We start from the raw sequence: 25,314 nt of genomic DNA on the forward strand, positions 1-25,314 counted from the left end.
CTTGATCCTTCGAGGTCTCAAGCCCCCAGCGGCACGGTTCGGGTCAGCTGTCCGTGAGACTGGATCGATGGTCCTTTTCGCAGCGGTGCAGATCCTCCAGCGCGATGTCCCGAAGCCGTTTGAGTTCGTCGATGCGCTTCGACGTCACATTGCCGCGGGCGTACGCGTCGTGCGCCGCGTCCAGCAGCCGCTGGGCCTCCTTGTAATTGACCTGCGCCCGTTCCCAACGCGTCATCTCTACCATGCGGCCATTGTAGGAACGGCGTCGCCGCAAAGCCATAGCGGCGGCAGTGGCGCGGGCGCCCACAGCCGGCTTGGCCGTTTGGATCGCTACGCCCACAAACCAGCATGAGGTTTCCGATGCCACCGGCCGGTTAACGACGGAAGCCGGCGGCATTCGCATGCCGCCGGCCCCGTCGTCGTTATTGCACTCTAAGGGCGATCAGACCGTCTCGGCTACCGGTTCCAGAACGGCCGGGAAGATCTTCGGGTTGACGCCGGCGATCTCCTCGAGCACGCGGACCACCTGGCAGCTGTAGCCGAACTCGTTGTCGTACCAGACGTAGAGCACGGCGTTCTTGCCGCTGGCAATCGTGGCCAGGCCGTCCACGATCCCGGCACGGCGGGAGCCGACGAAGTCGGTGGAGACGACCTCGGGAGAGTCGATGTAGTCGATCTGCTTCCGTAGGTCCGAGTTCAGCGACATGCCGCGCAGGTATTCGTTCAGGCTTTCCTTGGTGGCGTCCTGTTCCAGGTTCAGGTTCAGGATGGCCATGGAAACGTCCGGGGTGGGGACGCGGATGGCGTTGCCGGTCAGCTTGCCTTCCAGCTCCGGCAGGGCCTTGGCCACTGCCTTGGCCGCGCCGGTTTCGGTCAGCACCATGTTCAGCGCAGCGGAGCGGCCGCGGCGGGATCCCTTGTGGAAGTTGTCGATCAGGTTCTGGTCGTTGGTGTAGGAGTGCACCGTCTCCACGTGGCCGTGGGCAATGCCGAACTTGTCGTTCAGCGCCTTCAGGACCGGCGTGATGGCGTTGGTGGTGCAGGAGGCCGCGGAGACGATCTTGTCCTCGTCGGTGATGTCTGCGTGGTTCACACCGTGCACGATATTCTTCAGGCTGCCCTTGCCCGGGGCGGTGAGGAGCACGCGCGAGACGCCGGGGCACTGCAGGTGCTGGGACAGTCCGGCCTCGTCGCGCCACTTGCCCGTGTTGTCCACCACGATGGCGTCCTGGATGCCGTACTGGGTGTAGTCGACGGACGCGGGGTCGTTGGAGTAGATGAACTGGATCAGGGTGCCGTTGGCCTGGATGGTGTTGTTTTCCTCATCCACGGAAATCGTTCCCTCGAAGGGGCCGTGCACCGAGTCGCGGCGCAGCAGGCTGGCGCGCTTGACCAGGTCGTCGTCGCTGCCCTTGCGGACTACGACGGCGCGGAGGCGCAGGCCGTGGCCGCCGCCTGAGTGGCCCACCAGGATCCGGGCCAGCAGGCGGCCGATGCGGCCGAAGCCGTAGAGCACCACGTCGGTGCTGGTGCGCTCGTCGGCGCCGCGCTTGCCGACGATGTCCGCCAGCTCGGTGCGGACGAAGTCCTTCAGTTCGGCGCCATCACCCTCGTTCTTGAACTTCACCAGCAGGCGGGCCAAGTCCACGGAACCCGCGCCGAGGTCCAGCTCGCTCATCGCCTGCAGCACCGGGAAGGTCTCTTCCAGCGGCAGTTCGGCGTCGTCAATCTGGCGGGCGAAGCGGTGCGCCTTCAGGATGCCCACCACGGACTGGTTGATCAGGCTGCGCCCGTGGATGGAGGTGACTACGTTGTTTTCGCGGTACAAGCGCCCGATCATGGGGATCATCGCTTCGGCAAGTGCCTCGCGGTTGGTCCACGTATCCAGGGCCGACTCTGACATCTGGTTCACAGAATTACCTTCCTACATCAGCCGGGTTCTCCCTCGAGCCCGGTTGTCACCGCCGTGGATTTTCACGACGACGCCGTATGGCCCGACAGTCTGTCCGGCCACACGGCACGCCACCGCCAAGTGCCGGCGGGAAGCTTGCGGATCGGCCCGTTCCCGTCGTCGACCCTCGATCGGCGGCGGCTCACGCCTATCCGTTACCCATTCTAGAGACTACGCGGAGCAGGGACGCACCGTTACAGGTGAACTGCCTCACGTTCGGATGCGTTGACCTTTTTGGCCGCTGGTCTCTTCGACCGTCCCTGAGTAGCCCCTAACGACATGGGCGGATGCGCGGCGAATCGCGTTCTCGAAGGCGGGCAAAGCCAGCAACATGACGGTTGCTGCGCTCAGCGCAAGGCTGAGTGCCAGGACCCCGATGCTCCCCCACACCCCTTGAAGCGGGGGAAGGAACGCTCCTGTGGCCAGGACAAGGAATCCGTGCAGCAGATAGATGGCCAGGCTGTGCCGACCCCACCGTGCGAGCGTGCCGTCCCGATCCGGGGACACGCTGGTGAGGGCACATATTGCCACGACGGCCACAAGAAGTAGTCCCATTCTCGTCGCGATCCCTGCGGCATCCCCGACTTCCAGCCTTGCGAAGCCGAAGGAGCCGTAGAACCACTGGTGCGGAATCTCCAGGCTGTACACCAGCCACCAACCGGTCAGGCCTGCCAGGAGCGCAATCCCTTTCCACGCCGTCGGCGCCGCGGCCAGCGCCGCCACCAGACGCTTGCCGTAGGCAGCGCCCAGGACGAAGAACGGCAGGAACACCAGCGTCCGGGATGCCGACAGGGTATATCCGAGCTCGTCCAAGCTTCCGGCACACACTGCAATGGCGATCGACGAAAGGACCGCAGCCCGGGGGAACCGCAAAACAACGGGGAGGAGCAGAAGCCACCACACCATGCCCAGCAAAAACCACAGAATCCAGAACGGGGTATCAAGGGAGAAGTTCCGGTCGAGATCCAGCAGCCGGACGAAAACAAAATACGCGGCCTGGAAGGCCACCAGAATCACCGCGAACGTTCCAAGGCGCTGACCCAGCCGCGTGGTCTTGGCCGTCACGCCGGCCAGGAACACGAATGCCGGCATGTGGAACATATAGATCCCGGTCAGCGCCAAGCGCGTCCCGTCCGCGCGCCAGCTACCGGTAGCTTCCAGGAAGTGCCCAAGAACTACTGCGAAGATCAAGAGTCCCTTGGCCGTGTCCAGTCGGTGGTCTCGCAAAGGCGGCGTGGCAGGCATCCGGACATCCTACAGGCGGTGCTCCCCCGCTCCGGGAAGCACCGCCGTCGGCCGTTTCAAAGATCAGGCTTTGAAGATGTCCTGCCGGACTCCCATGATGATTCTGTCGCCGGGGTCGGCGGTCTTGAGGTAGCGGACCACGTTCTGGAGGTCCAGTGCGATGCAACCCGCCGTCGGTACGGGATTGGCGTGCAGGAAGATGGCGAACCCCGCGCCCTGCTTGATGGTTTGCCCCGGTCCGCGGTTGTAGTCGATCACAGCGCCTTGGCGGTAGTCGCCGGTAGGCAGGCGCATGTAAAACCACATGTTCTCGTCCGGCCACCGTTCGTAACCCACGGAACCGGCTTCGTAGTACTTGTTGTAGGAGGAGCCGAGCGTACCGGACCATCTGGACCGTTTGTTCAGCTTCTTGTACTTGAGGTCCGTGCCGGGGTTGCCCTCACCGAATGCTTCATGGACGGTGAAGCTGCCCTGCGGGGACCAGCGGTACTGGGTGTGCCCGGATGCCACTCCCGGGCGCTTGAACCCCTTGAGTCCCACGGTCGCCTTGCCCGTTTTCCATTCCTGCTTGTAGACGGAGCCAACCCGCACGCAGTTGATGAAGCTGGCCTTGTAGGTTCCGTACGTCTCCGCGATGGTGAAGGAGATGCGGTTGGCCCAGTTGTGGGCATAGCGGGTCTTGTTCGCGCCGATCGCCCAGCACTCATTCTTCGGGTACATCACGGCGCCCACGCGGGCCGCCACTAGGGAGCCACCCTGGAAAACCTGCGTGGTCTTGCCGCTGCGATTTACGGCGTCCTGCAGGGGGTAGCCCAACGTGCCGTTCTGGCTGCCGCGGGCCTTCCAGCTGTAATTCATCTGTGCAGTCAGGATCTTGGCGCCGGTCGACGGCGAGTACGCGATCGTCCCCTTGTGGAAGATCTGGACACATCCCTTGGACTTCAGTCCGCACTTCAGGTCGGCCGTCGGGTACCCCAAGGTCCCGCGTTCATATCCTGCGGCCGCGAACTTCTTGTAGATCGGGTGCTGGAGGTCCGTGCTTCGTGCCCCGGTTTTCGCCGTCCAGTAGATGCCGATGCGCTTGGTGCTCTTGGAGGACGGCTGGTAGGTACGGACGCACCCGTTGCCCACCAGGCGGCAGTTGAGATCGTTGACGGCAATCAGATTGTGCAGTTTCGCCTTGGCGTCGATGGCCTTCCTGCCGGCGACGACGTGCGGGGGCGTGTAGCTGATGGTGCCGCCCTGAAATTGCTGCGAGGCGCTTCTGTCGGAGGCAACCTTCATGTCTGCGATGGGATAGCCGTACTTGCCGTTTTCGTACTTGGCCGCTTGGAAGGCCTTGTAGATCGGATGCTTCAGGTCAACGGCGTAAGCGCCCGTTGGCGACGACCAGTAGATACCGATCCGCGCCGCCCCGCCGCTGTCCGTGTACGTGCGGACGCATCCGTTGTCCTTGAGCGTGCAACGGAAGTCGTTGACCGGGCTAAGCCTCAAGGCCATGGCCTTCGCCGCAATTGCCTTCTGCCCTGCTGCTACATGCGGCGGCTCTGCCACCGGCTCATCTGTCGGCGGAGTTTCCTGCGGGTCGCTCTGCTGCACGAGCGCCTTAGAACGCTCCCCTGGTGCTCTTCCCGGTTCTGTGGGCAGCACCGACGGCGTTGGGGTCGCGGGAACGGCTGTCTCCTCCGACGCGCCGCTGGATGGGTCCGCCGAAGTCGAAGGCGAAGAAACAACGTTGGTTGGTGTCGGCTGGGGTTCCGGACTCGTTTCGCCGACCGGGCCCTCGGTCGGGACGGGGCTTTCGAAGTCGTTCGGCAAGGTGTCCGCCGTTGGATCGACGGGAGCGGGCGCTTGGGAAGACTGGACGGCCGGTGCCGCCTCCCCGGAAGCGAAGGCTGGCAGCGTCGAGGCGAGCAGCGTCGTGAGGACTGCTGTTGTCAGGCCAACGCGCAGCATGGAGCGCAGCGAAGCAGGCGACAGCGAAGGGCGGTTCATAGTTCCCCCGGCGAGAGATGCAGGCTGGCGATGGAACCAGCTGAGACTGTATCGACCACTGTCGTCTTCGGCCCGCGAGATGTAAGGAGAACGCCGGAAATGATCTCGGGCTGCGACAGCTGCTCGCTCTGGAAGACGGCCGCCAACTGGGGAGAGCGGGCCGGGAATGCCCCCTCGGGCGTGTCTGGCGCTAGCGGGCCAACGTATCAGGAGGTCGCGGACCTCATCGCATTCATAGGAGTATGGCCCGCCATACCCCTCGATGGTGGCGGGTCGGCGCAGACCCTTATCAACGGGCAGTACACGCACCCGTCGTCGGACTCGGGCGGGCCGCGCATCATCGGTGGGAGCTTCCTGCTCGAGCCGGCTCGCGCCATCGGTGACACCGGGACCAGTTGGCATGCACTCACCGGACAGAACGGGTTTACGACGACCTACGCTGCCGTTTGGGTCAAGGATGGGGAGGCCGTTTACCGGGGGTCGCTTACCAATCCCACTGCAACATCCGTCACGACCGCTTTCACTGCCCCGTGGTGGGCTCGACCGCTCATCCTCTCACGGTTCAGCAACACACTGGTCGAAACACTGGCGCAGGATTACGACGCCCTGCCAGACGATCGGTTCAACATGACCTCATCGTAGGTCAAGCCGGCCCCGTGCTACCTGTCGAACGTCAGATACCCCGTCAGCTAAAGAGGTGACAGTCCATGCCGGTAGGCTAACCGGCATGGGTAAAGTCACCGAACTAGCCGAGTACGCGGACGAAAACGGCAACAGCATCACCTACACCGAGGAACCACTCGGGGGCGATATCGCGATCTTCTTTAAGGGCAAGAACAACAGGATCATCGCCCCGGAAGGCGTGAAGGTCGGATACCTGCGCGTCTACTTCGACTGTGACAACGGAACCCTTATCCTCGGGGCCAACCCCAATGTGGGCGGCGTCCAAGCGGTTATCCGCATCGGCCAGGACGCCACCGTGAAGTTCGGTGACAACATCAACATGACCGGACGTTGCATAATCACCGCCATGGAGGGCCGCACCGTTTCGCTTGGTGATGATGTGATGATCGCCCAAGAAAACCAGTTCCGCACCGATGACGCCCACCCCATCTTCGACGTGACGACGGGCAAGCGCATCAACCCGGCACGCGACGTGACCATTGGAAGCCATGTGTGGTTCGCCAACGGGGCGGTCGCATTGGCTGGCGCGCAGATTGGTGACGGGTCCGTGATCGGGTTCCGCAGCCTCGTCACGGGGAAGATCCCGAACAACTGTGTCGCGGCCGGCACACCCGCCAAGGTGACCCGTCGCAACATCGCATGGGAGCGCCCGCACCTGTCACTAGTGCCACCGTTCTACAAGGACGATGCTTCCACGGTCACGAAATCGGACTACTGGAACATGACAGAAGAAGCGCCGACAACAAAACGAACCGTGAAGCATCGACTTCGCCAAGCAATCAGCGCCTTGCTCGGCTAGCCCGAACCAACCAACCATCTGAAGGCATCCCGCACGGGGTGCCATCAGTCATTTAACTCATTCCGAACCGTTCTTGCGGGGCAGCCATTGCATAGCCCGATAGGAAGTGACCACGAGTGTGGAGCAGAAGCGAACGGGATTCTCGGCTCGCGGCTCGGTCAGCTCGGAGTGTTTGGCCTCATCCTCGCCCTGCTCATCGGGTTTGTGCTCCTGCGGATGCGCGAGTCCCGCACCGTGCGCCAGGACATGGCGGGCGCGATCGCCCGGAAAGCCGGGGACCTCAACCGAAAGAACGCCGGAAGTTCCGCTGCGTGCGCGTATATGCGCACGCAGCGCGATAAATGAAATGTTGTGCCACTAATATCCAACGTCCTTCTCCCAGCGAGGATCCAGGAAGAAGCAAGCATCAGAGCTCCATAGATACGAATCAACACAACGAAGTGCCCAAGCCCGCAGCCGAGGGCCGAAACAGGCCTCTCTCCCAGTTGATACAAGGGAGAGTGGGACGGGTTGGTCTGTAAGCCGGGTTCTGTCACCTGCGGCAGTTGCCCGCCGCCGGGTGGCGATCATCCATCTAGGAGCACCGTTGCCGGTACCCTCAAGCGGCCTACCCGGACACTCGGGCGAGCAGCCCTCGATCGTGCCCTGTCTGGCCTTGCTCCGGGTGGGGTTTACCTAGCCGTCCCGGTCGCCCGGGTCGCTGGTGGTCTCTTACACCGCCGTTTCACCCTTACCAGGCCCTGCCGGAGCAGTCCTGGCGGTCTGTTTTCTGTGGCACTTGCCTGCGGGTTTCCCCGAGTGGGCGTTACCCACCACCCTGCCCTGTGGAGCCCGGACTTTCCTCGGCGGACTCGTCCTCGCGGACCAACCCGACGCGATCGCCCAGCCAACCCGTCCCGCCTTCAGGATACGGCCTGCCCACCCGTGACCCGTAATCTGGCACATCTGCCGCTTCCCTTCGGGGACGACGGCGGCGGGCCGCCTGTCGTTCGGCACCGCCGTCCGACGGTAGGCTCTTACGGTGCTGATTCTTCTTCCGCCTTCCGAAGGGAAGACCGCTGCCGCCAAGGGACACCCGTTCGCGCTGCAGGACCTGCAGTTTCCGGAGCTGAACCCGGCCCGCGAGGCTGTGCTGACGGCCTTGGCCCACGTCAGCCGGAGCCCGGAGGCGCTCACCCGACTGGGCGTCGGCGCCTCGCTGGCCGCGGAGGTGGAACGCAACACCCGGCTGCACAAGGAGCCCTCCGCCCCGGCGCACACCATCTACTCCGGTGTGCTCTACGACGCCCTCGGGTACCGATCCATGACCGCGGCTCAGAAACGCAAGGCGGACGCCGCCGTCGTCGTCATCTCGGCGCTGTGGGGCGCGATCGGTTTTGCCGACAGCATCCCGGCCTACCGGCTCTCCATGTCCGTGGGCCTGCCGGAAACAGGGAAGCTAGCCTCCTATTGGAAGAAGCGGCTGCCCAAGGCGCTCGAGGCCCATGCGGAGGGCCACCTGCTGGTGGACTGCCGCTCGAGCACCTACGCCGCCGCCTGGACTCCCGATCCCACCCGTACGGTCGTGGTCAACGTTTTCCAGGAGCGCAACGGCAAACGCACGGTGGTCTCGCACTTCGCCAAGCACACCCGTGGCGAACTCGCCCGCCACTTGGTGACGAGGCGCGGCAAGGCGCCCGAGACGCCGGCCGCATTGCTAAAGGCAGCGCAGGAAGTTTGGCAGGCGGAACTGGTTGCTGGCACGGCACGGAAAGCCAACGCCCTGAACATCATCCTGGAGCCGTAGGCTCAACTCACCGGGCCCCCTGCCGTGACCCTGGGGCGGCTACCGTACCCGAACACCCCGCTGACGCAGGAAAGTCTTAGCGCTTGCGGGCCAGGACCCTTGCGATCTCCGGGTCTTCGCGTTCAAACTTGGCCAACCCTGTCCCGGACTGCTGCTCGAAGACCTCGAAGCCGAACTCCTGAAGCTTCCGCAGGGTTTCAGCTGCCGGGATGAACCTGCGGAAGGACCGGAACCGGGCCTTTTTCCGACTGGCGTCCAGTTCGGTCCGGTGTTCCAGAGCGACGACGTCCCCGGGGACCGCGGCCGATGCCAGTTGTTCGAAAAACCGCTGCCCCTCGATCTCCGTTAGGCCGTTCAGCAAGAATCGCGCGTAAAACAGCACGGCGCCGCTGTGGTGTACTCCGTTCCGGAGCGCTGCCAACCGGCCGTCCTCCAGCACGTCCCCCTCGATGACCTCTACTCCCTGCCGGATGCCAACATGGGCATGCGCTGCAGCAACCGCGTAAGTGCTGGCGTCGATCGCAGTCACTGGCAATCCATTGTCAGCAAAGAAGACCGAGTCGCGGCCGTTTCCGCTGCCCACGTCGATGACGGACCCGATGCCGGTGGCGGCCGAATTTACCCACTGCGCAAAGCCGGATGGCGAGGTGACGGCGTCGTGCGCGTAGAAATCGTCCATGGCGAGGCGCGTCCGGTCCGTGTAGCTCAACAGAGCTTCGGAATCACGTCGCCTTCGCGCATCTTTCCACCGGAAATCCGGGTTTGGAATGCGCCAGTCGTCGCCGTACACGTGTGCCACGATGCGTTCCGGGCGGTGCGGCACGTTCACCGGGTGACCGCTCAGGGTCGACTCCTGCACCGGCAGAAAGTCCGTTGCGGGGACTTCCTCGACTCCGACCGTGCCGAAGGGGAAGCCGACAAACCCGTTGGGTTTGAGAAATAGGTGGGCGATGTCCACCATGTCGCGAGAACCGTGCCTGTCACGAACGGCGATGCATGAAGCCTTTGGCGTCACCTGATATCCGGCGGCTATGAGTGCCCTGCCCACCCGTATGAATTCCTCGCGGGCTTCATCAGCCGTGGCTGTCTGGCTCAGGTAGGCGCAGTCCATGTCCTTGTCATGAGGAATGAACCCGTTTTCGCGGACGTAGCCAAGCAGTGTGCCGCTGTAGAGGAACGCCCGGCTGCCGGTCACGTCCTCGATCACTTTGGCAACTTCCCGGTACAGACTCAGGACTCCGTCCTGCCAAGCTATGTCCTCATTTTTGGGAAGCGGCCTTATTTTGCCCGCCCTGTCGAAGGCTTGTCCCTGCGCAAACCTGCGCTTCAGGGCCTCAACGTCTTCTTTACCGTTTCGCAGGGACGGATGAGACCTTCCCCCTGAGGGCATTCTTAATGCCTTGCCGCCGTACCGAACCGAGAGCTTGTCCGACTTCTGCGCGAATCGCCAGAGGTCGTACACGCCGAACTCGAACGTTCCACGACCGTCAGAATCCACTTGCACGGGAGCACTCATCACCCGCAAGTCGTTGATGTAGAGCGCGACGTGGTCCTCGGTTCCCGATCCTGCGCTGCCGGGACTGACCTTGCCAACGATTCCATCAATGGCGTACTTGGTTACCTCACCCACATCTGAATGGAGCAGCTGCTGGTAAATCCTTTTCGCCCTCTGAATCATCGGACGAGTATACGACACAGGCTCGCCGGTCTCGACGGGCTCCGCGACCTCCGAGATGCCTGCAGCGACCGGCTCACGCCCCTCCCGCCTGTTAGCTGCCCCACTCCTCCGAGCGGATCAGGATGCAGCCGGAGTCGGGGCAAAAGACGATGTCGTCCGGTGCGGCCTTGCGGATGTCGGCCAGGTCGCCGGGGCTGAGCTGCATGCCGGAGCCCTCCGACTTGCCGTGGAACAGCCGAGCGGCGCCGATGCCCCGGTGGGCAAGCGTCTTTTCGTAGACGGCCAGCAGGGAGGCCTCGAAGCTGCCGGCCATTTTCTGGCGTTCAGCGGCTGCCGCGGCACGTTCGCTTTCGATGCCGGCGAGCTCTTCGTCGCGGGCGCGCTCCAAACCGGACAGTTCTTCGCGCAACTGATCGTTGGCCTGCTGGTGCTCGGCCTGCCGGGTGCGGAGCCCCTCGAGGCGCTCCATCACTTCCAGCTCCACGTCTTCCAGGTCGCCGCGGCGCTTGTTCAGCGACACCAGTTCGTGCTGCAGCGCGGTCAGGTCCTTGGGCGAACCCGCTCCGCTGTCCAAACGCTTCTGGTCGCGTTCGATCCGCGACTGGACGGTTTCCACGTCGCCTTCGGCGCGCTTCAGCTCGCGTTCGGTGTCCGCAATCTCCGTGTTAAGGGCGACCAGAGACGAGTCGGCGGCCGCCAGCTTCTCCGCCAGCGCGTCGATGTCGGCGTTCTTGGCGGTGGCTGCAGCGCGGCGGCTCAGTTGGGTGAGCTTGCCGTCCAGTGCCTGCAGGTCGAGCAACCTCAGTTGCTCGGAAGCCGGTGCCTTCGCCATGTACGTCCTTTCAAAACGCTGCGGAACCACTGCGGTTCAGCCTCGTCCAAGCCTACAGTCCGGACGACGCGCTGCTACCCCGGCGTCAGGACGAAATCCCACGGATCGGTGTTGGTGACGCTGACCTTGACTTCCACCGAGTAGCCCTGGTCGGCCAGGACATTGTCCAGCGCCACGGACGCCGGCGTCAGCCACAGCCATTCGCTGCCGAAATGCGAGACGTCGATGAGGTACGGCCGGCCGTCCACGGCTCCCTCGCGCGCTTCCGACGCCGGGTGGTGGCGCAGGTCGGCCGTGACGTAAACGTCCGCCCGCGAGGCGCGGACCTGATCGAGCAGCGAGTCGCCGGCACCGCCGCACACGGCCACACTGCGGATGATCCCGTTGCGGTCGCCGGCCACCCTCACTCCCCCGGCGACGGCCGGCAGGATGCTGAACACCTGCTCGGCGAACTCGCCCAGCGTCTTGGCTTCGGCCAGCTCCCCCACCCGCCCGATGCCTTCTTCCGGCAAACCGTTGTCGGCCGGTGAGAGCGGCCGCACGTCCCGCAATCCGAGCGCATCCGCGAGCACGTCGGAGACGCCCCCGACGGCGCTGTCCGCATTGGTGTGAACCGTGACCAAAGCGCAGCCGCTTTCGATCAGCCGGTGCACGGCGTCTCCCTTGAAGCTGGTGGTTGCGACCGAGTTGACCGGCTTCAGCAGCAGCGGGTGATGCGTGAGCAGCAGGTCGGCACCCCACTCGATGGCCTCGGTGATCACTTCGGTTGTCGGATCCACGGCGAACATGATCTTCCGCACGGTGGAGGAGGGCCGGCCGACGACGGGGCCCACCGCATCCCATTGCTCGGCCAGCGATTCGGGCCAGAGCTCTTCGATGGCCAGGAGCACATCGCCCAGCACCGGCGTCGTCGGCCGCGCTTCGTCCTGCTTTGAGGATCCGGTTCCCTCGGCGGCTTCGGTTCCCTCGGTAGCTTCGTTTCCTTCGGGGCTTGCGCTTCCCTCGGGGGCTTTGGCGCCTTCGGATGTTGTGCTTCCCTCGGCGGCTTGGGTTCCCTCGGGGGCTTCGGTGCCTGCGGGGGCTTCGGCATCCCCGGTGCGGAGCTGTTCGTCGTCGACCATGAATCCTTTTCTACCCCATCCGCGGTGGTCCGCCCACCAGCCGCCGCCCGCGTTCGCGGCCCGGGAACATTCGAGGGGTCCGTGACATTGTTAAGCCATGAAGACTTTTGTGCTTGGCGGTGGCTGCTTTTGGTGCCTGGACGCCGTCTACAACAGGACGCGCGGTGTCACGGAGGTGGTTTCCGGCTACACCGGCGGCCACGTGAAGAGTCCCTCCTACGAAGCGGTCTGCACCGGAACGACTGGGCACGCAGAGGTGGTGGCCGTGACGTTCGACGAAACGGTGGTGCCCGAAGACATCATCCTGGGAATGTTCTTCGCCTCGCACAACCCCACCACCCTGAACCGCCAGGGCTACGACGTCGGGACGCAGTACCGCTCGTCCATGTTCTACGTCGACGACGAACAGAAACAGACCTTCGAAGCGGCCATCGAGCGCGCGCAGGCCGACTGGCAGGACCCCATCGTGACCGAGGTTGTGCGGCTGCCCGAGTTCTACCCGGCGGAGGAATACCACCAGAACTTCTACGCCAAGCATCCCGACGCCGGCTACTGCCAGGTGATCATCAATCCCAAGCTGGCCAAGGCCCGAAAATATTACGCCGAATGGCTCACCGCTTAGCCCACCACTCGCCGCGCTGACTAGTGTGGAAGAAGTTTTGTTACTCCCATCTGTAACGGCCCAACGGCCAGAAGGCAGGAAAACATGGCCCCGATTTACGACGACGTCACCCAGGTTGTGGGGCGCACCCCGCTGGTGCGCCTGAACCGGCTCACCGAGGGCCTGCCGGCCCAGATCGCCGTGAAGCTGGAATTCTACAACCCCGCCAACTCGGTCAAGGACCGGATCGGCGTGGCCATCGTCGACGCCGCCGAGAAGGCCGGAGCGCTGAAGCCCGGCGGCACCATCGTGGAGGGCACCTCCGGCAACACCGGCATCGCGCTGGCCATGGTCGGTGCAGCCCGCGGCTACAAGGTGATCCTGACCATGCCGGAGACCATGTCCACCGAGCGCCGGGTCATGCTGCGCGCGTTCGGTGCCGAAATCGTGCTTACCCCGGGTTCCGAGGGCATGCGCGGCGCAGTGGAGAAGGCCAAGGAAATCGTGGCCAACACGGAGAACTCGATCTGGGCGCAGCAGTTCGCCAATGAGGCCAACCCGCTGATCCACCGCAACACCACCGGCGAGGAAATCTGGGCCGACACCGATGGCCAGGTGGACATCTTGGTGGCCGGCATCGGCACCGGCGGCACCATCACCGGCGCCGGCGGCCTGCTGAAGGAGCGCAAGCCCGGCGTCCAGATCATCGCCGTCGAGCCGGAAGACTCCCCTATCCTCACCGGCGGCAGCCCCGGCCCGCACAAGATCCAGGGCCTGGGCGCCAACTTCGTGCCGGAGGTGCTGAACACCAGCGTCTACGACGAGGTCCTGGACGCGCCGACGTCGGCGTCGGTCGCCGTCGCCCGCGATCTGGGCATCAAGGAAGGCATCCTCGGCGGCATCTCCTCGGGTGCTGCCGTCTGGGCGGCGCTGGAAGTCGCGAAGCGCCCGGAGAACGCCGGTAAGCTGATCGTGGCCGTGGTGCCCGACTTCGGTGAGCGCTACATTTCCACTATCCTGTACGACGACATCCGCGGCTAAACCAGCTTTCCTTTGCCGCCGAGCGGCGCTGTTCAAGCAGAAAGAGCACATGGGTTTCCTAGCGCGACTGCGTGAAGACCTCGAGGCCGCCCGGTCGCACGACCCGGCGGCCCGGGGCCACGTGGAGAATTTCCTGGCCTACTCCGGGCTGCACGCCATCTGGATCCACCGGCTGACCCACAGGCTGTGGGCCAAACCGTCGCTGCGGCTGCCGGCCCGGTTGATTTCGCAGGCGGGACGCTTCCTGACCGGCATCGAGATCCATCCAGGCGCGACCATCGGACGCCGGTTCTTCATTGACCACGGCATGGGCGTGGTGATCGGCGAGACCGCCGAAATCGGCGACGACGTGATGCTCTACCACGGCGTCACGCTCGGCGGCCGTTCGCTGGACAAGGTCAAGCGCCACCCCACCATCGGCGACCGGGTGGTCATCGGTGCCGGCGCCAAAGTGCTGGGCCCCGTGGTCATCGGGGCCGACAGCGCCGTCGGTGCGAACGCCGTGGTGGTCAAAGACGCTCCGCCGGAATCGATCATCACCGGCATCCCGGCCACCTTCCGGCACCGCGATCCGATGCGCGAAACCAAGCCGGCCGTCGACCCGGCCGAATACATCGACCCGGCGATGTGGATCTAACCTTCCACTGCTGCCTGATAAACGTTGAACCTGACGAGAGGACAAGCCGTGGGCGAATCGATCCGCATCGGCATAGCCGGCTACGGAAACCTGGGCCGCGGCGTGGAGGCCGCGGTAGCCAAAAACCCGGACATGGAACTGGCCGGGGTCTTCACCCGCCGGTCCCCCGGCGACCTTGCCACGCTGCGCGAGGAGACTGCCGTGTACGCCATGGACGACCTGGCCGCCCACGAAGACAGCATCGACGTGCTGATCCTGTGCGGCGGTTCCAAGGAGGACCTCCCGCAGCAGGGACCGGTCATGGCGGCCCGCTTTAACACGGTGGACAGCTTCGACACGCACGCCCGCATTCCCGAATACTTCGACGCCGTTGACGCGCCGGCGCGGGCGGCGAGCAAGACGGCGCTGATTTCCGCCGGTTGGGACCCCGGGATGTTTTCCATCAACCGGGTGTACGGGGAAGCCCTCCTGCCCGACGGCGACACCTACACCTTCTGGGGCCGCGGGCTGAGCCAGGGGCACTCCGACGCCGTCCGGCGCGTTCCGGGTGTCGCTGCCGGCGTGCAGTACACGCTGCCGTCGGAGGCCGCGATTGAACAGGTACGCGACGGCAGCCGCCCGCAGCTGGAGACGCGGCAGAAGCACACCCGTGAATGCTTCGTGGTGCTGGCAGACGGCGCCGACCCCGACGCAGTCCGCGAGGCCATCGTGACCATGCCGCACTACTTCGACCAGTACGACACCGAGGTCCATTTCATCTCGGCCGAGGAACTGGCCCGCGACCACAGCGCCATGCCGCACGGCGGGATGACCATCCGCAGCGGCAACACCAGCGACGAACACGCCCAGGTCATCGAGTACGGACTCTCGCTGGAGAGCAACCCGGAGTTCACCGCCAGCGTCCTGGTGGCCTACGCCCGGGCCGTGCACCGCCTGCACCAGCAGAGCCAGTTCGGCGCAGTCACCGTCTTCGACGTACCGCCCGGCCTGCTCTCCCCCAAATCGGCGGCCGAACTGCGCGCTGAGTTGCTGTAGCACCTTCGGGTCAGCCGCTAAGGCGCACACCTGAGGAATTCGGAAGTCGGCTTGCCCGACGATGTCGTGTCAGGCTTCCCAGCCTTCAGGTGGAGACAATAGGCACTTCGCGCTTGTTTCGGCATAGAATTTCCCAGTCAAACTATTAACCGGGCACCGTCCCGGGAAAGTTGGGGAAATTGAAACTCGCACCTTACGTGCGTGGCGCCGCTGTGTTCGCAGCCGCTGCCTCGCTCCTTTTAGGCTCCGTCACTGCCGCAACCGCGGCTCCCGTCCAGGCCGTTGCAGCGATGACTGGTACCGCCGTTCGGGCGACGGTCCCGACGCCGGCGCCCGAAACGAGCGTGGCGATCAAGAGCATCGGCAGCCCTGTTGCCCCCGTCAACGGAACTGCCACGGTGAAGCCCACGGTTGCCGCCACCGGTTGGGTCACCGTGACAGCCAAGACCATCACGGTCAAGCAAGGCAGCAAGACCGTGCTCAAGAATAAGAAGAGCGCGAAGCTCAAGGCCGGAACTTACTCGGTTGCCACAACCGTGAAGTACAAGACGTACGCAGAAGTGGACGGCCAGCGCGTCTATTCGAAGGTCAAGACGACGTCGAAGACGCAGAAGCTCGTGGTCCGCACTGCAGTGGCGCTGAAGACCATTGCCGGCAAGAAGGCTCCTTACAATGGCACCGCGACCATCAAGCCGAACGTGTCGGCCGCCAACGGCGTAAAAGTCGTGTCCAAGACGCTGACGGTGAAAGCCGGCAGTAAGACTGTGGCCAAGAACAAGAAGTGGGTCTCCTTGCGGGCCGGCAAGTATAGGGTCACCACGACGGTGAAGTACCGGTTGCCGGCGTCGACCTACACGCGGACTGCCACGAAAACTCAGTGGCTGACTATCAAGGCCGGTACGAAGCCCACTCGAAGTGCCCCCAACGGAAACTATTGCCCGCCCGGATACCCGATCAAGGGCAATCAAAGCTCCTCGGGCGAGTGGATTTATCACATCCCAGGCGGCGGCTTCTACTCGCGCACTAACCCCGAAGAGTGCTTCGCTACCGAGGGTGCAGCTCGGGCTGCGGGCTACCGCGCTTCAAAGCTATAGCAGGAAGCAGACCTGAAGAATCGGCCCCTCCTCAACTTTCCGAGGAGGGGCCGATTTCCGCTTAACGGTGCGGTTTTGGCCCGTCAGTCGTGCCGTTCCACGGGTGTCCCGCCCTGTTGCGTCGCCCATGGCGTCGATAAACTCGCCACAAGCACCAGACCGGGAAGGCAAGCAACAGACGTATCAGGAAAAAAGCTCAGACATTACGGGCCCTGCTGCGGCGCGAGAAGGATGAATACACTCACGGAGAGCACCGGCCGCTGGGCTCATTCCTGTTGCTGATGGGCGTTCACGGCGCAGGACTGGCCTTGGGGACAGCCTTAGTTCACCGCTCCCGCCGCACCCTGCCGGACGCGCCCCGGTGGAGCGACCTGGCGCTAATCGCCATTGCCACGCACAAGCTCTCTGCTGACCAAGGCCCCGGTCACCAGCCCGCTGCGGGCTCCCTTCACTACCTTCGACGGGCAAAGCGGAGCAGCCGAACTGGCCGAAGACGTACGTGGCACCGGACCGCGGAAAGCCATCGGCGAACTGGTGACCTGCCCGTTCTGCCTGGGCCAATGGGTGGCCAGCGGCTTCATCTTCGGCCTGCTGCTGGCTCCCAAGCCAACCGGCTGGACCGCCGCGCTGTTCAGCGCCGAATTCGGCTCCGACCTCCTCCAGTTCTTCTACTCGAAGGTGCAGAAGTCGGCGGCATGAGTTCCGACGCACCGCTGCGGGCCTCCTGAGTCCCGGACTAAACGGGTTGAAGCCGCCGGAGCCGTCAACCCAACAGGAGTTGAGGCGCGGCAAGACGCCTAAAACTCACCGTGCAAACAGCGAACGCCCCGCATCTGCTTGTGCAGGTACGGGGCGTTCGCCACAGTTAAGCCTCAGTGCGTGTCGACGGCGGAGACCTCTGACTTGTCGCCGCTCCAGAGGGTGTGGAAGGTGCCTTCGGCGTCCGTCCGCCCGTAGGTGTGGGCGCCGAAGAGGTCGCGCAGGCCCTGGGTCAGGGCGGCGGGCAGGCGCTTGCGGCGCAGCCCGTCGTAGTAGGCCAGCGATGACGCGAACACCGGCACCGGGATGCCCAGCTGGACAGCGGTGGCCACCACGCGGCGCCAGGCGGGGACTGCCGCGCCGATCGCTTCGGCGAAGGCCGGGGCGAAGAGCAGGTTTTCCGGCTTGGAGTCGCCGGCGTAGGCCTTCATGATGTCGTCCAGCAGTTCTGCCCGGATGATGCAGCCGGCGCGCCAGAGCGAGGCAATCTCGTCCAGCTTCAGGTCCCAGCCGTACTCGCCCGCTGCGGAACCGAGCATGTCGATGCCCTGGGCGTAGCTGACCAACTTGGAGGCGAACAGCGCCTGGCGGACGTCCTCGACGAAGCTCTGCGGCACCGTGATGTCTTCTTCGTGCCCTGACAGCACGTCCTGGGCAATCGCCCGCTGGCCGCGCTGCGAGGAAAGGCCGCGCGCGAAAACCGACTCGGCAATGCCGGAGACCGGCGATCCGAGTTCGAGCGCGGAGACGACGGTCCAGCGCCCGGTGCCCTTCTGTCCGGCCGAGTCCACTACCACGTCGACGAACGGCTTGCCGGTCTTGGCATCCGTGTGGGCGAGCACCTCCGCGGTGATCTCGATGAGGAAGGATGAGAGCTCGGTCTTGTTCCACGCGGTGAAGATCTCGGCCTGTTGCTGCGGTTCCAGGCCGGCCCCGGTGCGGAGCAGGTCGTAGGCCTCGCCGATGACCTGCATGTCCGCGTATTCGATGCCGTTGTGCACCATCTTCACGAAGTGGCCCGCACCATCGGTGCCCACCCAGCTGCAGCAGGGTTCGCCGTCGTACTTGGCGGAAATCTTTTCCAGCATGGGGCCGAGTGAATCGTAGGACTGCCGGGAGCCGCCGGGCATGATGGACGGGCCGAGGAGTGCACCCTCCTCGCCGCCCGAGACCCCGATGCCCACGAAGTGCAGCCCCTTCTCGGCCAGGGCGGCCTCCCGGCGCCGCGTGTCCTCGTAGTGCGAGTTGCCGGCGTCGATGACGATGTCGCCCTCTTCCAGGAGAGGCACGAGCTGCTCGATGACCGAGTCGACCGGCTTGCCGGCCTTGACCATGATGAGCACGCGGCGGGGCTTCTGCAGGTTGTCCACCAGCTCCTGCAGGGACTCGGTGCGGATGAAGTCGCCCTCGTCGCCGTGGGCGGACAGCAGGGCGTCCGTCTTTTCCACCGAGCGGTTGTGCAGGGCGACCGTGAAGCCGTTGCGGGCGAAGTTCCGTGCCAGGTTGGCGCCCATGACGGCCAGACCTGTCACACCGATGTGTGCGCTCATTGAGTCTCCATGTGTGCGGTCCCCGCGGTCAGGGACGTCAGCGTACAGCCCGAGCGGGCCGAGGTTCCTCCTCAAGCCTAATCCCGACCGGCGGCACCGGCTAAGCGGGCTGACGTTAGCTATGACTCATTCGCCGGCGGCGGCCGAGGGGCGGAAGCGCAGCCAGGCGTCGATTGCGGCATCGTCCGCGTCGTCCCCGTCGGGAAAGCCACTGCCGGACATGGCGCCGGGAATGCCACTGCCAGCGATAGCGTCCGTGCCGGGATCCATGCGGGGAGTCGATGCACGAGGCGTTGCCGCGGTCAGCTCTGCTTCATCCAGCACGTCCTGCCCGGGCATCCGGCCGGCGTCTTGTCCCGAGCACAGCCGGCGGTGCGTGCCGGAGCAAGCACAGAGCCGTGCCGAGACGGTGCGCGCAGGAATGAAAGTGTGGCCTGCACTCCGGCAGAACTTCTCCATTGTTGCCCCTCACGAAAGCCGGCATGACCGCTTCAGCCTTGCAGACCCAAGGCCCGTTGTGGAGGGTTTGGAGACGCCGTTGCTTAACCGTTATTGCATGACTCAGCAGCTGGTCTGTCTTGGCTTAAGATCGGCGCAATTGGGGCCGATCGCGCCCGTCTGCGGGTCGCGGATGGTATGGCCCAGTGCCGGCTTTTGGCCCGGAAATGCGGATATTGAGTGACACGTTTGACAGATCAATCTTGGTGGTTGAGAAATGCCCACGGGTCATGGCAGACTGTGGCTTGGCGGTTGCATTGAACGCCTGGGAGCCCCCATCTCCCGGTTGCTGCACCGCTTATCCCCTGGCAGTTCCGTTGATCCCCCATCTAACGGCTGCCCCGAAAGGCACTGTCCCTCACGGGACAGTGCCTTTCCCTTTGGACCTGTGAACGGACGGCGATACGGGGACGATGGATCCTCACGACCGGCGAGTATGGCTGGCCGCTTTTTCCCATTTCCGGCCGGAAGCCTCGCGGCAGCGCGGCAGGTCGGTGCCGCTTGCCGGGCCGTGTGGAGGACCCGGTTGGGGACCCGGGAGCCCGCTTGCATCGGGGGGAAGGGTTCCGACGCGGTCGGAGGCCGGGCGCGGACCAAGACCTCATCCGGCGTCCCCAACTCTGAGGGACAGCCCCGCCCATCCCCCAACAGCGGGCGGGGCCGTTACCTCATCCATCCGGCTCCCCTGCCCCCTGCAGCGGCTACCGGGAGCCCCACGTTACACCGGCAGCCGTCTGCTTAACCCCAAGATTCCCTCAGGAATCGAGGTCTGCAACCCGGGAATCGGAGGCTGCGGCTCGGCGTAGCCAGGGGTCGTGGGAACGAAAAAACCCCGCACTCCCAGGCGACGAGCCTGACAGTGCGGGGTTTGTTCGTGGGTCCTACCGGGATCGAACCGATGACATCCACGGTGTAAACGTGGCGCTCTACCAGCTGAGCTAAAGACCCGTTGTAATGTCGAAAGCGGGACCGCGGAGCGTTATCCGCCGCAACATCACGAGGATTTACTCTACCGGATAAACCGGCGTGAACGCCAACCAAATTTACGTGCGGATCAACACGATGCAACCTGTAACCTGAGACCCCCCTCAGGGGGACCAGTCGGCGACCGGATGGGCAGCACAGTCCTTCTGGCAGCGCCTCAGGCCGGCTTCGGGAGCCGGCCCGGCAACTCCACCGCCAGATGGCCCAGTGCCTCGGAGACGCCCGTTTCCAGCTTCAGGTCGGCCAGTCCGTCACCGCGGGTGGCGCCGCGGTTGATGATCACCACGGGTTTGCCCTGTTTGGCTGCGTGACGGACGAACCGCAGGCCGCTCATCACGGTGAGCGAGGACCCGGCAACCAGCAGCGCCTCGCCGTCGTCCACCATGGCGTAGGCCGCCGCCACCCGGTCCTTGGGGACATTCTCGCCGAAGTAGACGAAGTCCGGCTTGAGCATGCCGCCGCAGACCAGGCAGTCGGCCACGACGAAGCGGGAGGTGTCGGCGACGTCGGCATCGGCATCCGGAGCGACGTCGCCGGCATCGCCGTCGGCGGCGTAGGCGGGGTTGAGTTCCTCCAGCCGCACCGCCAGTGAGGAGCGTCTGGTCACGTCCCCGCAGTTCAGGCAGATCACCCGGTCGAAACGCCCGTGCAGGTCGATGACGTTCACGCTGCCGGCGTCCTCATGCAGCCGGTCCACGTTCTGCGTGATCAGGCCGGTGAGCAGGCCGTTTTGCTCCATCGCTGCCAGCGCGTAGTGGCCAAGGTTGGGCGCGGCGTGGTGCATGTGCCGCCAGCCGATGTGGTTGCGCGCCCAGTAGCGGCGGCGCAAATCCTCGTCGCCGACGAACTGCTGGTAGGTCATCGGTGCGCGCGGGACGGAGGTGGGGCCGCGGTAGTCCGGGATGCCGGAATCGGTGCTGAGGCCCGCGCCGGTCAACACGGCCAGACGGCGTCCAGCCAGGATCTCGAGCGCCGGCCGCAGCAACTCCATGGCGGCTAGAGCTCTTTCAGCACGCGGTGGTATTCCTGGATGTCGCGGGCCTGGCTGCGGGGATTGCGGATTACGTGCCGCAGGATGCCTTCGGCGTCGATGATGAAGGTACCGCGCAGCGCCATGCCGGAGTCGTCGTCGAACACGCCGTAGGCCTTGGCCACGTCGCCGTGCGGCCAGAAGTCGGCCAACAGGTCGAACTCGTAGCCCTCCTGCTCCGCGAACGCGCGCAGGGCGAACTTATGGTCGACGGACACGGCCAGCACGCGGGCATTCTCGCTGCGGAAGAGGCCCAGGTCGTCGCGCAGCTCGCACAGCTCGCCGGTGCAGATGCCGGAGAAGGCGAACGGGTAGAAGACCAGCACGACGTTCTCACCGCGCAGGGCGGAGAGCCTGACGGGTTCGCCGAACTGGTTGGCGAGCTCGAAATCGGGTGCGGGCAGCCCGGTCCGGGGTGCGTCCGCGGTCACTTGTTGGTCCGCTTGCTGACCAGCCGGGTGGCGGCCCAATCGCCGGAGACGCCGGCGGAAGTGGTCACATGTAGGCCGGCAGTCGGCGCCGCTTCCTGGACGTCGGCCGGCGGCACGTAGCCGTCCCGGCCGGACTTCGGCGTCAGCACCCAGACCACCCCGTTCGGCCCGAGCGTTGTCTGCGTGTCGACCAGGGCGTCCACCAGGTCGCCGTCGCCGTCGCGCCACCACAGGATCACCGCGTCCACCACGTCGTGGTCGTCCTCGGTCAGCAGTTCGGAGCCGGTGAGGTCCTCGATGTCGTCACGCAGATCGAAGTCCACGTCCTCGTCATAGCCGAATTCCTGGATCAGGTCCCCGTCTTTGAAACCCAAATTGCCTGCCACATTCTCTACCGCGGCGGCTTCGGCCTCGCCCACTGTGCTCCTCCTGTATGGAACGTATTGATTCACCCCACCGATGGCGATGGGCGTGTTGCTAGTTACAAGCCAACACCCTAATCGCCGTCGCTTCAAGCCACCCGCAAGACGCCGCCGATTTTTGCCGCGCCGCGGCGCCGCTTTACGCCTCTTTCTTAAGGACGACGGCGGGCGCCCGCCCGGAACGACGTCGGTGCGTCCGACAACGACGACGGCGGCGCGGCCTCCGCCGTCGTCGTAACAACTGGCACGGCCGGCTCCGGCTGCGTTGTAATGCCGTGAACAGTTAGAGTGGCACTGAAGAATATCTCCCGGCCGGACCATGCGCCGGGTCGCTATGCCACGTAAGGCGCAGACACAATCTGCACGTATGAGAGGTTGGACGTGAGCGCAGGAGAAGATACCTCGCACATCCTGAGCGGGCTGACAAGCCAGCTGCCGGATCGCGATCCCGAAGAAACCGCCGAATGGATTGAGTCCTTCGACGGTCTGGTGGAGAGCCAGGGCACCGAACGGGCCCAGTTTATTGTCCGCTCCATCCTGCAGCGTGCGGGTGCGCAGAGCGTCGGCGTGCCGATGGTGACCACCACGGACTACGTCAATACCATTCCGGTCGACCAGGAGCCGGAGTTCCCGGGCGACGAGGAGATCGAGCGCCGCTACCGCGCCTGGATGCGCTGGAACGCGGCCATGCTGGTGCACCGGGCCCAGCGTCCGGACATCGGCGTGGGCGGACACATTTCCACGTACGCCGGCGCGGCCACCCTCTACGAAGTGGGCTTCAACCACTTCTTCCGCGGCAAGGACCACCCCGGCGGCGGCGACCAGATCTTCTTCCAGGGCCACGCCTCCCCCGGCATGTACGCGCGCGCCTTCCTGGAAGGCCGGCTGTCCGAGGAGGACCTGGACGGCTTCCGGCAGGAAAAGTCCCGCGAAGGCCATGCCCTGCCCTCCTACCCGCACCCGCGCTCCATGCCCGAGTTCTGGGAATTCCCGACCGTCTCCATGGGCATCGGCCCGGCCAACGCCATCTACCAGGCGCAGCTGAACCGCTACCTGCAGAACCGCGGGATCAAGGACACCTCCGACCAGCACGTCTGGGCCTTCCTGGGCGACGGTGAGATGGACGAACCGGAGTCGCGCGGCTTCCTGCAGTTGGCAGCCAACGAAAAGCTGGACAACCTCACGTTCGTGATCAACTGCAACCTGCAGCGCCTCGACGGGCCGGTGCGCGGCAACGGCAAGATCATGCAGGAGCTCGAGGCCTTCTTCCGCGGCGCCGGCTGGCATGTCATTAAGGTGACCTGGGGCCGGGAGTGGGATGAACTGCTCGCCAAGGACCATGACGGCGCGCTGGTGGACATCATGAACTCCACCCTCGACGGCGACTACCAGACCTACAAGGCCGAATCCGGCGGGTTCGTCCGCGAGCACTTCTTCGGCAAGACCCCGCAGACCAAGGAAATGGTCGCGGACATAACCGACGAGCAGATCTGGAACCTCAAGCGCGGCGGCCACGACTACCACAAGGTCTACGCCGCCTACCGCGCCGCCACCGAATTCAAGGGCAAGCCCACAGTGGTCCTCGCCCAGACGGTCAAGGGCTACGGCCTGGGCACGCACTTCGAGGGCCGCAACGCGACCCACCAGATGAAGAAGCTGACCCTGCAGGACCTGAAGGACTTCCGCGACCACCTGCGCATCCCGATCTCGGACGAGCAGCTCGAGGCCGATCCGTACCGGCCGCCGTACTACCGGCCGGGCCCGGACACCCCGGAGATCAAGTACATGATGGAACGCCGGGCCGCGCTCGGCGGCGCCGTGCCGGAACGCCGGACCGCGCACCAGCAGCTGCACCTGCCCGAGGACAAGGCCTACGAGGTTGCCAAGCGCGGCTCCGGGAAACAGCAGGCGGCCACCACCATGGCGTTCGTGCGCCTGTTGAAGGACCTGATGCGGGACAAGGAATTCGGTGCCCGCGTGGTCCCGATCATTCCGGACGAGGCGCGGACCTTCGGCATGGACTCGTTCTTCCCGACCGCCAAGATCTACAACCCCAAGGGGCAGAACTACCTCTCCGTGGACCGCGATTTGGTCCTGGCGTACAAGGAATCCCCACAGGGACAGATCCTGCACACCGGCATCAACGAATCCGGCTCCACCGCCGCTTTCACCGCCGTCGGCACCTCCTACGCCACCCACGGCGAGCCCTTGGTGCCGATCTACATCTTCTACTCGATGTTCGGCTTCCAGCGCACCGGTGACTTCTTCTGGGCCGCCGCCGACCAGATGGCGCGCGGCTTCGTGATCGGCGCCACCGCGGGACGGACCACCCTGACCGGCGAGGGCCTGCAGCACGCGGACGGGCACTCCCCGGTCCTCGCCTCCACCAACCCGGCGGTCGTCACCTACGACCCGGCCTACGGGTACGAGATCGGACACATCATCCGCGCCGGCCTGGAGCGCATGTACGGCGGGAACCATCCGGATCCCAACGTGATGTACTACCTGACCGTGTACAACGAGCCGATCGTCCAGCCCGTCGAACCGGAGGAACTGGACGTCGAGGGCCTGGTCAAGGGCATTTACCTGCTGGCTCCGGCCAAGGTCGACGGGCCGCGCACCCAGCTGCTGGCCTCCGGCGTGGCCGTGCCGTGGGCGCTGGAAGCTCAGCAGCTGCTGGCCGATGACTGGGGCGTCTCCGCCGATGTCTGGTCGGTGACCAGCTGGAACGAACTGCGCCGCGACGGCCTGGCCGCCGAGGAGGAGGCGTTCCTGAACCCCGGCGCCGAGCCGCGCAAGCCCTTCGTGGCCCAGCAGCTCGAAGGGGCGACCGGCCCGATCGTGGCGGTCAGCGACTACATGGCGGCCGTGCCGGACCAGATCCGGCAGTACCTGCCCAACGAGTTCGCGACCCTGGGCGCCGACGGCTTCGGGTTCTCCGACACGCGGGCCGCGGCCCGGCGCTTCTTCAAGATCGACAGCCACTCGATCGTGGTCCGGGCACTGCAGATGCTGGCCCGCCGCGGCGAAGTCGATCAGAATGTGCCGCGGGACGCGTTCGACAAGTACCGCCTGATGGACGTCAACGCGGGCACCTCGGGCAACGCCGGCGGCGACTCCTAGCCGCGGCAACACGCCACC

The 25,314-nt window shown here is 65.1% G+C and carries 23 protein-coding genes, 1 tRNA gene and 1 other RNA gene; 11 read left to right on the forward strand and 14 right to left on the reverse strand.

Annotation, left to right across the window (positions count from 1 at the left end; translation table 11 throughout):
* Positions 1-43 precede the first annotated feature (43 nt).
* From AC5RV2_RS00535 to AC5RV2_RS00550, 4 genes are all read right to left on the reverse strand, one after another.
* Positions 44-244, reverse strand: coding sequence for a hypothetical protein (locus AC5RV2_RS00535; protein WP_494012272.1), 201 nt, complete (start codon positions 242-244; stop codon positions 44-46).
* A 198-nt stretch (positions 245-442) separates the two neighbouring features.
* The gene (locus AC5RV2_RS00540; RefSeq protein WP_494090700.1) at positions 443-1,903 is read right to left on the reverse strand and encodes a glyceraldehyde-3-phosphate dehydrogenase; all 1,461 of its coding nucleotides are present in this window, start codon (positions 1,901-1,903) and stop codon (positions 443-445) included.
* A gap of 258 nt (positions 1,904-2,161) precedes the next feature.
* Positions 2,162-3,196 carry an acyltransferase family protein gene (locus AC5RV2_RS00545; RefSeq protein ID WP_494090672.1) on the reverse strand — a complete coding sequence of 345 codons (1,035 nt, stop codon included), beginning with the start codon at positions 3,194-3,196 and terminating at the stop codon, positions 2,162-2,164.
* 63 nt (positions 3,197-3,259) lie between these two features.
* Entirely contained in the window at positions 3,260-4,795 is a 1,536-nt protein-coding gene (locus AC5RV2_RS00550; protein ID WP_494090673.1) for a L,D-transpeptidase family protein, read from the reverse strand.
* A 426-nt stretch (positions 4,796-5,221) separates the two neighbouring features.
* Between AC5RV2_RS00550 and AC5RV2_RS00555 the strand changes: the two genes are divergently transcribed.
* The 3 genes from AC5RV2_RS00555 to AC5RV2_RS00565 all read left to right on the forward strand — a co-directional run bounded on the left by AC5RV2_RS00555 (position 5,222) and on the right by AC5RV2_RS00565 (position 7,019).
* Positions 5,222-5,833, forward strand: coding sequence for a phosphodiester glycosidase family protein (locus AC5RV2_RS00555; RefSeq protein ID WP_494090674.1), 612 nt, complete (start codon positions 5,222-5,224; stop codon positions 5,831-5,833).
* A gap of 85 nt (positions 5,834-5,918) precedes the next feature.
* Positions 5,919-6,674 (forward strand): acyltransferase, encoded by a 756-nt coding sequence (locus AC5RV2_RS00560; protein ID WP_494090675.1) that lies wholly within the window; start codon positions 5,919-5,921, stop codon positions 6,672-6,674.
* Positions 6,675-6,842: 168 nt separating this feature from the next.
* Positions 6,843-7,019 (forward strand): hypothetical protein, encoded by a 177-nt coding sequence (locus tag AC5RV2_RS00565; protein ID WP_494090676.1) that lies wholly within the window; start codon positions 6,843-6,845, stop codon positions 7,017-7,019.
* A 157-nt stretch (positions 7,020-7,176) separates the two neighbouring features.
* On the opposite strand, the gene rnpB is transcribed toward AC5RV2_RS00565, so the two are convergent.
* Positions 7,177-7,568, reverse strand: an RNA gene (rnpB, locus tag AC5RV2_RS00570) — RNase P RNA component class A.
* Between the two features lie 127 nt (positions 7,569-7,695).
* Here rnpB and AC5RV2_RS00575 point away from each other — a divergent pair.
* The gene (locus AC5RV2_RS00575) at positions 7,696-8,460 is read left to right on the forward strand and encodes a YaaA family protein (protein ID WP_494090677.1); all 765 of its coding nucleotides are present in this window, start codon (positions 7,696-7,698) and stop codon (positions 8,458-8,460) included.
* 76 nt (positions 8,461-8,536) lie between these two features.
* Here the strand turns inward: AC5RV2_RS00575 and AC5RV2_RS00580 are convergent, their stop codons facing one another.
* The 3 genes from AC5RV2_RS00580 to AC5RV2_RS00590 form a co-directional block, all read right to left on the reverse strand.
* Positions 8,537-10,138 carry a LicD family protein gene (locus AC5RV2_RS00580; protein WP_494090678.1) on the reverse strand — a complete coding sequence of 534 codons (1,602 nt, stop codon included), beginning with the start codon at positions 10,136-10,138 and terminating at the stop codon, positions 8,537-8,539.
* Positions 10,139-10,229: 91 nt separating this feature from the next.
* A complete protein-coding gene (locus tag AC5RV2_RS00585) occupies positions 10,230-10,970 on the reverse strand; it encodes a zinc ribbon domain-containing protein (RefSeq protein WP_494090679.1) in 741 nt (246 codons plus the stop codon).
* Between the two features lie 74 nt (positions 10,971-11,044).
* Entirely contained in the window at positions 11,045-12,091 is a 1,047-nt protein-coding gene (locus AC5RV2_RS00590; RefSeq protein WP_494090680.1) for a Nif3-like dinuclear metal center hexameric protein, read from the reverse strand.
* Between the two features lie 97 nt (positions 12,092-12,188).
* On the opposite strand from AC5RV2_RS00590, the gene msrA reads away from it, so the two are divergent.
* From msrA to AC5RV2_RS00620, 6 genes are all read left to right on the forward strand, one after another.
* Positions 12,189-12,713: a peptide-methionine (S)-S-oxide reductase MsrA gene (gene msrA, locus AC5RV2_RS00595; RefSeq protein ID WP_494090681.1), complete on the forward strand. Its 525-nt coding sequence runs from the start codon at positions 12,189-12,191 to the stop codon at positions 12,711-12,713.
* An 84-nt stretch (positions 12,714-12,797) separates the two neighbouring features.
* Positions 12,798-13,733: a cysteine synthase A gene (cysK, locus tag AC5RV2_RS00600; protein WP_494069616.1), complete on the forward strand. Its 936-nt coding sequence runs from the start codon at positions 12,798-12,800 to the stop codon at positions 13,731-13,733.
* Entirely contained in the window at positions 13,687-14,370 is a 684-nt protein-coding gene (gene epsC, locus AC5RV2_RS00605) for a serine O-acetyltransferase EpsC (RefSeq protein ID WP_494090682.1), read from the forward strand. The genes cysK and epsC overlap by 47 nt, the downstream gene beginning before the upstream one ends.
* Before the next feature lie 48 nt (positions 14,371-14,418).
* Positions 14,419-15,405, forward strand: coding sequence for a diaminopimelate dehydrogenase (locus tag AC5RV2_RS00610; protein ID WP_494090683.1), 987 nt, complete (start codon positions 14,419-14,421; stop codon positions 15,403-15,405).
* Positions 15,406-15,749: 344 nt separating this feature from the next.
* Positions 15,750-16,499 carry a sunset domain-containing protein gene (locus AC5RV2_RS00615; RefSeq protein WP_494090684.1) on the forward strand — a complete coding sequence of 250 codons (750 nt, stop codon included), beginning with the start codon at positions 15,750-15,752 and terminating at the stop codon, positions 16,497-16,499.
* Positions 16,500-16,886: 387 nt separating this feature from the next.
* Complete coding sequence (locus AC5RV2_RS00620; RefSeq protein WP_494090685.1) at positions 16,887-17,198, forward strand: DUF1360 domain-containing protein; 312 nt, start codon at positions 16,887-16,889, stop codon at positions 17,196-17,198.
* Positions 17,199-17,371: 173 nt separating this feature from the next.
* On the opposite strand, the gene gnd is transcribed toward AC5RV2_RS00620, so the two are convergent.
* The 6 genes from gnd to AC5RV2_RS00650 all read right to left on the reverse strand — a co-directional run bounded on the left by gnd (position 17,372) and on the right by AC5RV2_RS00650 (position 22,170).
* A complete protein-coding gene (gene gnd, locus AC5RV2_RS00625; RefSeq protein ID WP_494090686.1) occupies positions 17,372-18,808 on the reverse strand; it encodes an NADP-dependent phosphogluconate dehydrogenase in 1,437 nt (478 codons plus the stop codon).
* Between the two features lie 126 nt (positions 18,809-18,934).
* The gene (locus AC5RV2_RS00630; protein WP_494090687.1) at positions 18,935-19,132 is read right to left on the reverse strand and encodes a hypothetical protein; all 198 of its coding nucleotides are present in this window, start codon (positions 19,130-19,132) and stop codon (positions 18,935-18,937) included.
* 1,049 nt (positions 19,133-20,181) lie between these two features.
* Positions 20,182-20,254: transfer RNA gene (locus tag AC5RV2_RS00635), tRNA-Val, on the reverse strand.
* Between the two features lie 193 nt (positions 20,255-20,447).
* Positions 20,448-21,281 carry an NAD-dependent protein deacetylase gene (locus AC5RV2_RS00640; protein WP_494090688.1) on the reverse strand — a complete coding sequence of 278 codons (834 nt, stop codon included), beginning with the start codon at positions 21,279-21,281 and terminating at the stop codon, positions 20,448-20,450.
* 5 nt (positions 21,282-21,286) lie between these two features.
* Positions 21,287-21,751 (reverse strand): peroxiredoxin, encoded by a 465-nt coding sequence (locus AC5RV2_RS00645; protein ID WP_493999940.1) that lies wholly within the window; start codon positions 21,749-21,751, stop codon positions 21,287-21,289.
* On the reverse strand, positions 21,748-22,170 hold the full coding sequence (locus tag AC5RV2_RS00650; RefSeq protein WP_494090689.1) for a DUF3052 domain-containing protein: 423 nt from the start codon (positions 22,168-22,170) through the stop codon (positions 21,748-21,750). Before AC5RV2_RS00650 ends, AC5RV2_RS00645 begins: the two co-directional genes overlap by 4 nt.
* A 384-nt stretch (positions 22,171-22,554) precedes the next feature.
* Here AC5RV2_RS00650 and aceE point away from each other — a divergent pair, with 384 nt between their 5' ends.
* A complete protein-coding gene (gene aceE, locus AC5RV2_RS00655) occupies positions 22,555-25,296 on the forward strand; it encodes a pyruvate dehydrogenase (acetyl-transferring), homodimeric type (protein WP_494090690.1) in 2,742 nt (913 codons plus the stop codon).
* The last annotated feature ends 18 nt before the right edge of the window (positions 25,297-25,314 follow it).

Source organism: Arthrobacter sp. Y3225116 (assembly GCF_059091245.1).

Coding starts and splice junctions, on each gene's coding strand:
- AC5RV2_RS00535 (WP_494012272.1), bottom strand. CDS start 244: ATGGTAGAGATGACGCGTTGGGAACGGGCGCAGGTCAATTACAAGGAG.
- AC5RV2_RS00540 (WP_494090700.1), bottom strand. CDS start 1,903: ATGTCAGAGTCGGCCCTGGATACGTGGACCAACCGCGAGGCACTTGCC.
- AC5RV2_RS00545 (WP_494090672.1), bottom strand. CDS start 3,196: ATGCCTGCCACGCCGCCTTTGCGAGACCACCGACTGGACACGGCCAAG.
- AC5RV2_RS00555 (WP_494090674.1), top strand. CDS start 5,222: ATGGAACCAGCTGAGACTGTATCGACCACTGTCGTCTTCGGCCCGCGA.
- AC5RV2_RS00560 (WP_494090675.1), top strand. CDS start 5,919: ATGGGTAAAGTCACCGAACTAGCCGAGTACGCGGACGAAAACGGCAAC.
- AC5RV2_RS00580 (WP_494090678.1), bottom strand. CDS start 10,138: ATGATTCAGAGGGCGAAAAGGATTTACCAGCAGCTGCTCCATTCAGAT.
- AC5RV2_RS00585 (WP_494090679.1), bottom strand. CDS start 10,970: ATGGCGAAGGCACCGGCTTCCGAGCAACTGAGGTTGCTCGACCTGCAG.
- AC5RV2_RS00590 (WP_494090680.1), bottom strand. CDS start 12,091: ATGGTCGACGACGAACAGCTCCGCACCGGGGATGCCGAAGCCCCCGCA.
- msrA (WP_494090681.1), top strand. CDS start 12,189: ATGAAGACTTTTGTGCTTGGCGGTGGCTGCTTTTGGTGCCTGGACGCC.
- cysK (WP_494069616.1), top strand. CDS start 12,798: ATGGCCCCGATTTACGACGACGTCACCCAGGTTGTGGGGCGCACCCCG.
- gnd (WP_494090686.1), bottom strand. CDS start 18,808: ATGAGCGCACACATCGGTGTGACAGGTCTGGCCGTCATGGGCGCCAAC.
- AC5RV2_RS00640 (WP_494090688.1), bottom strand. CDS start 21,281: ATGGAGTTGCTGCGGCCGGCGCTCGAGATCCTGGCTGGACGCCGTCTG.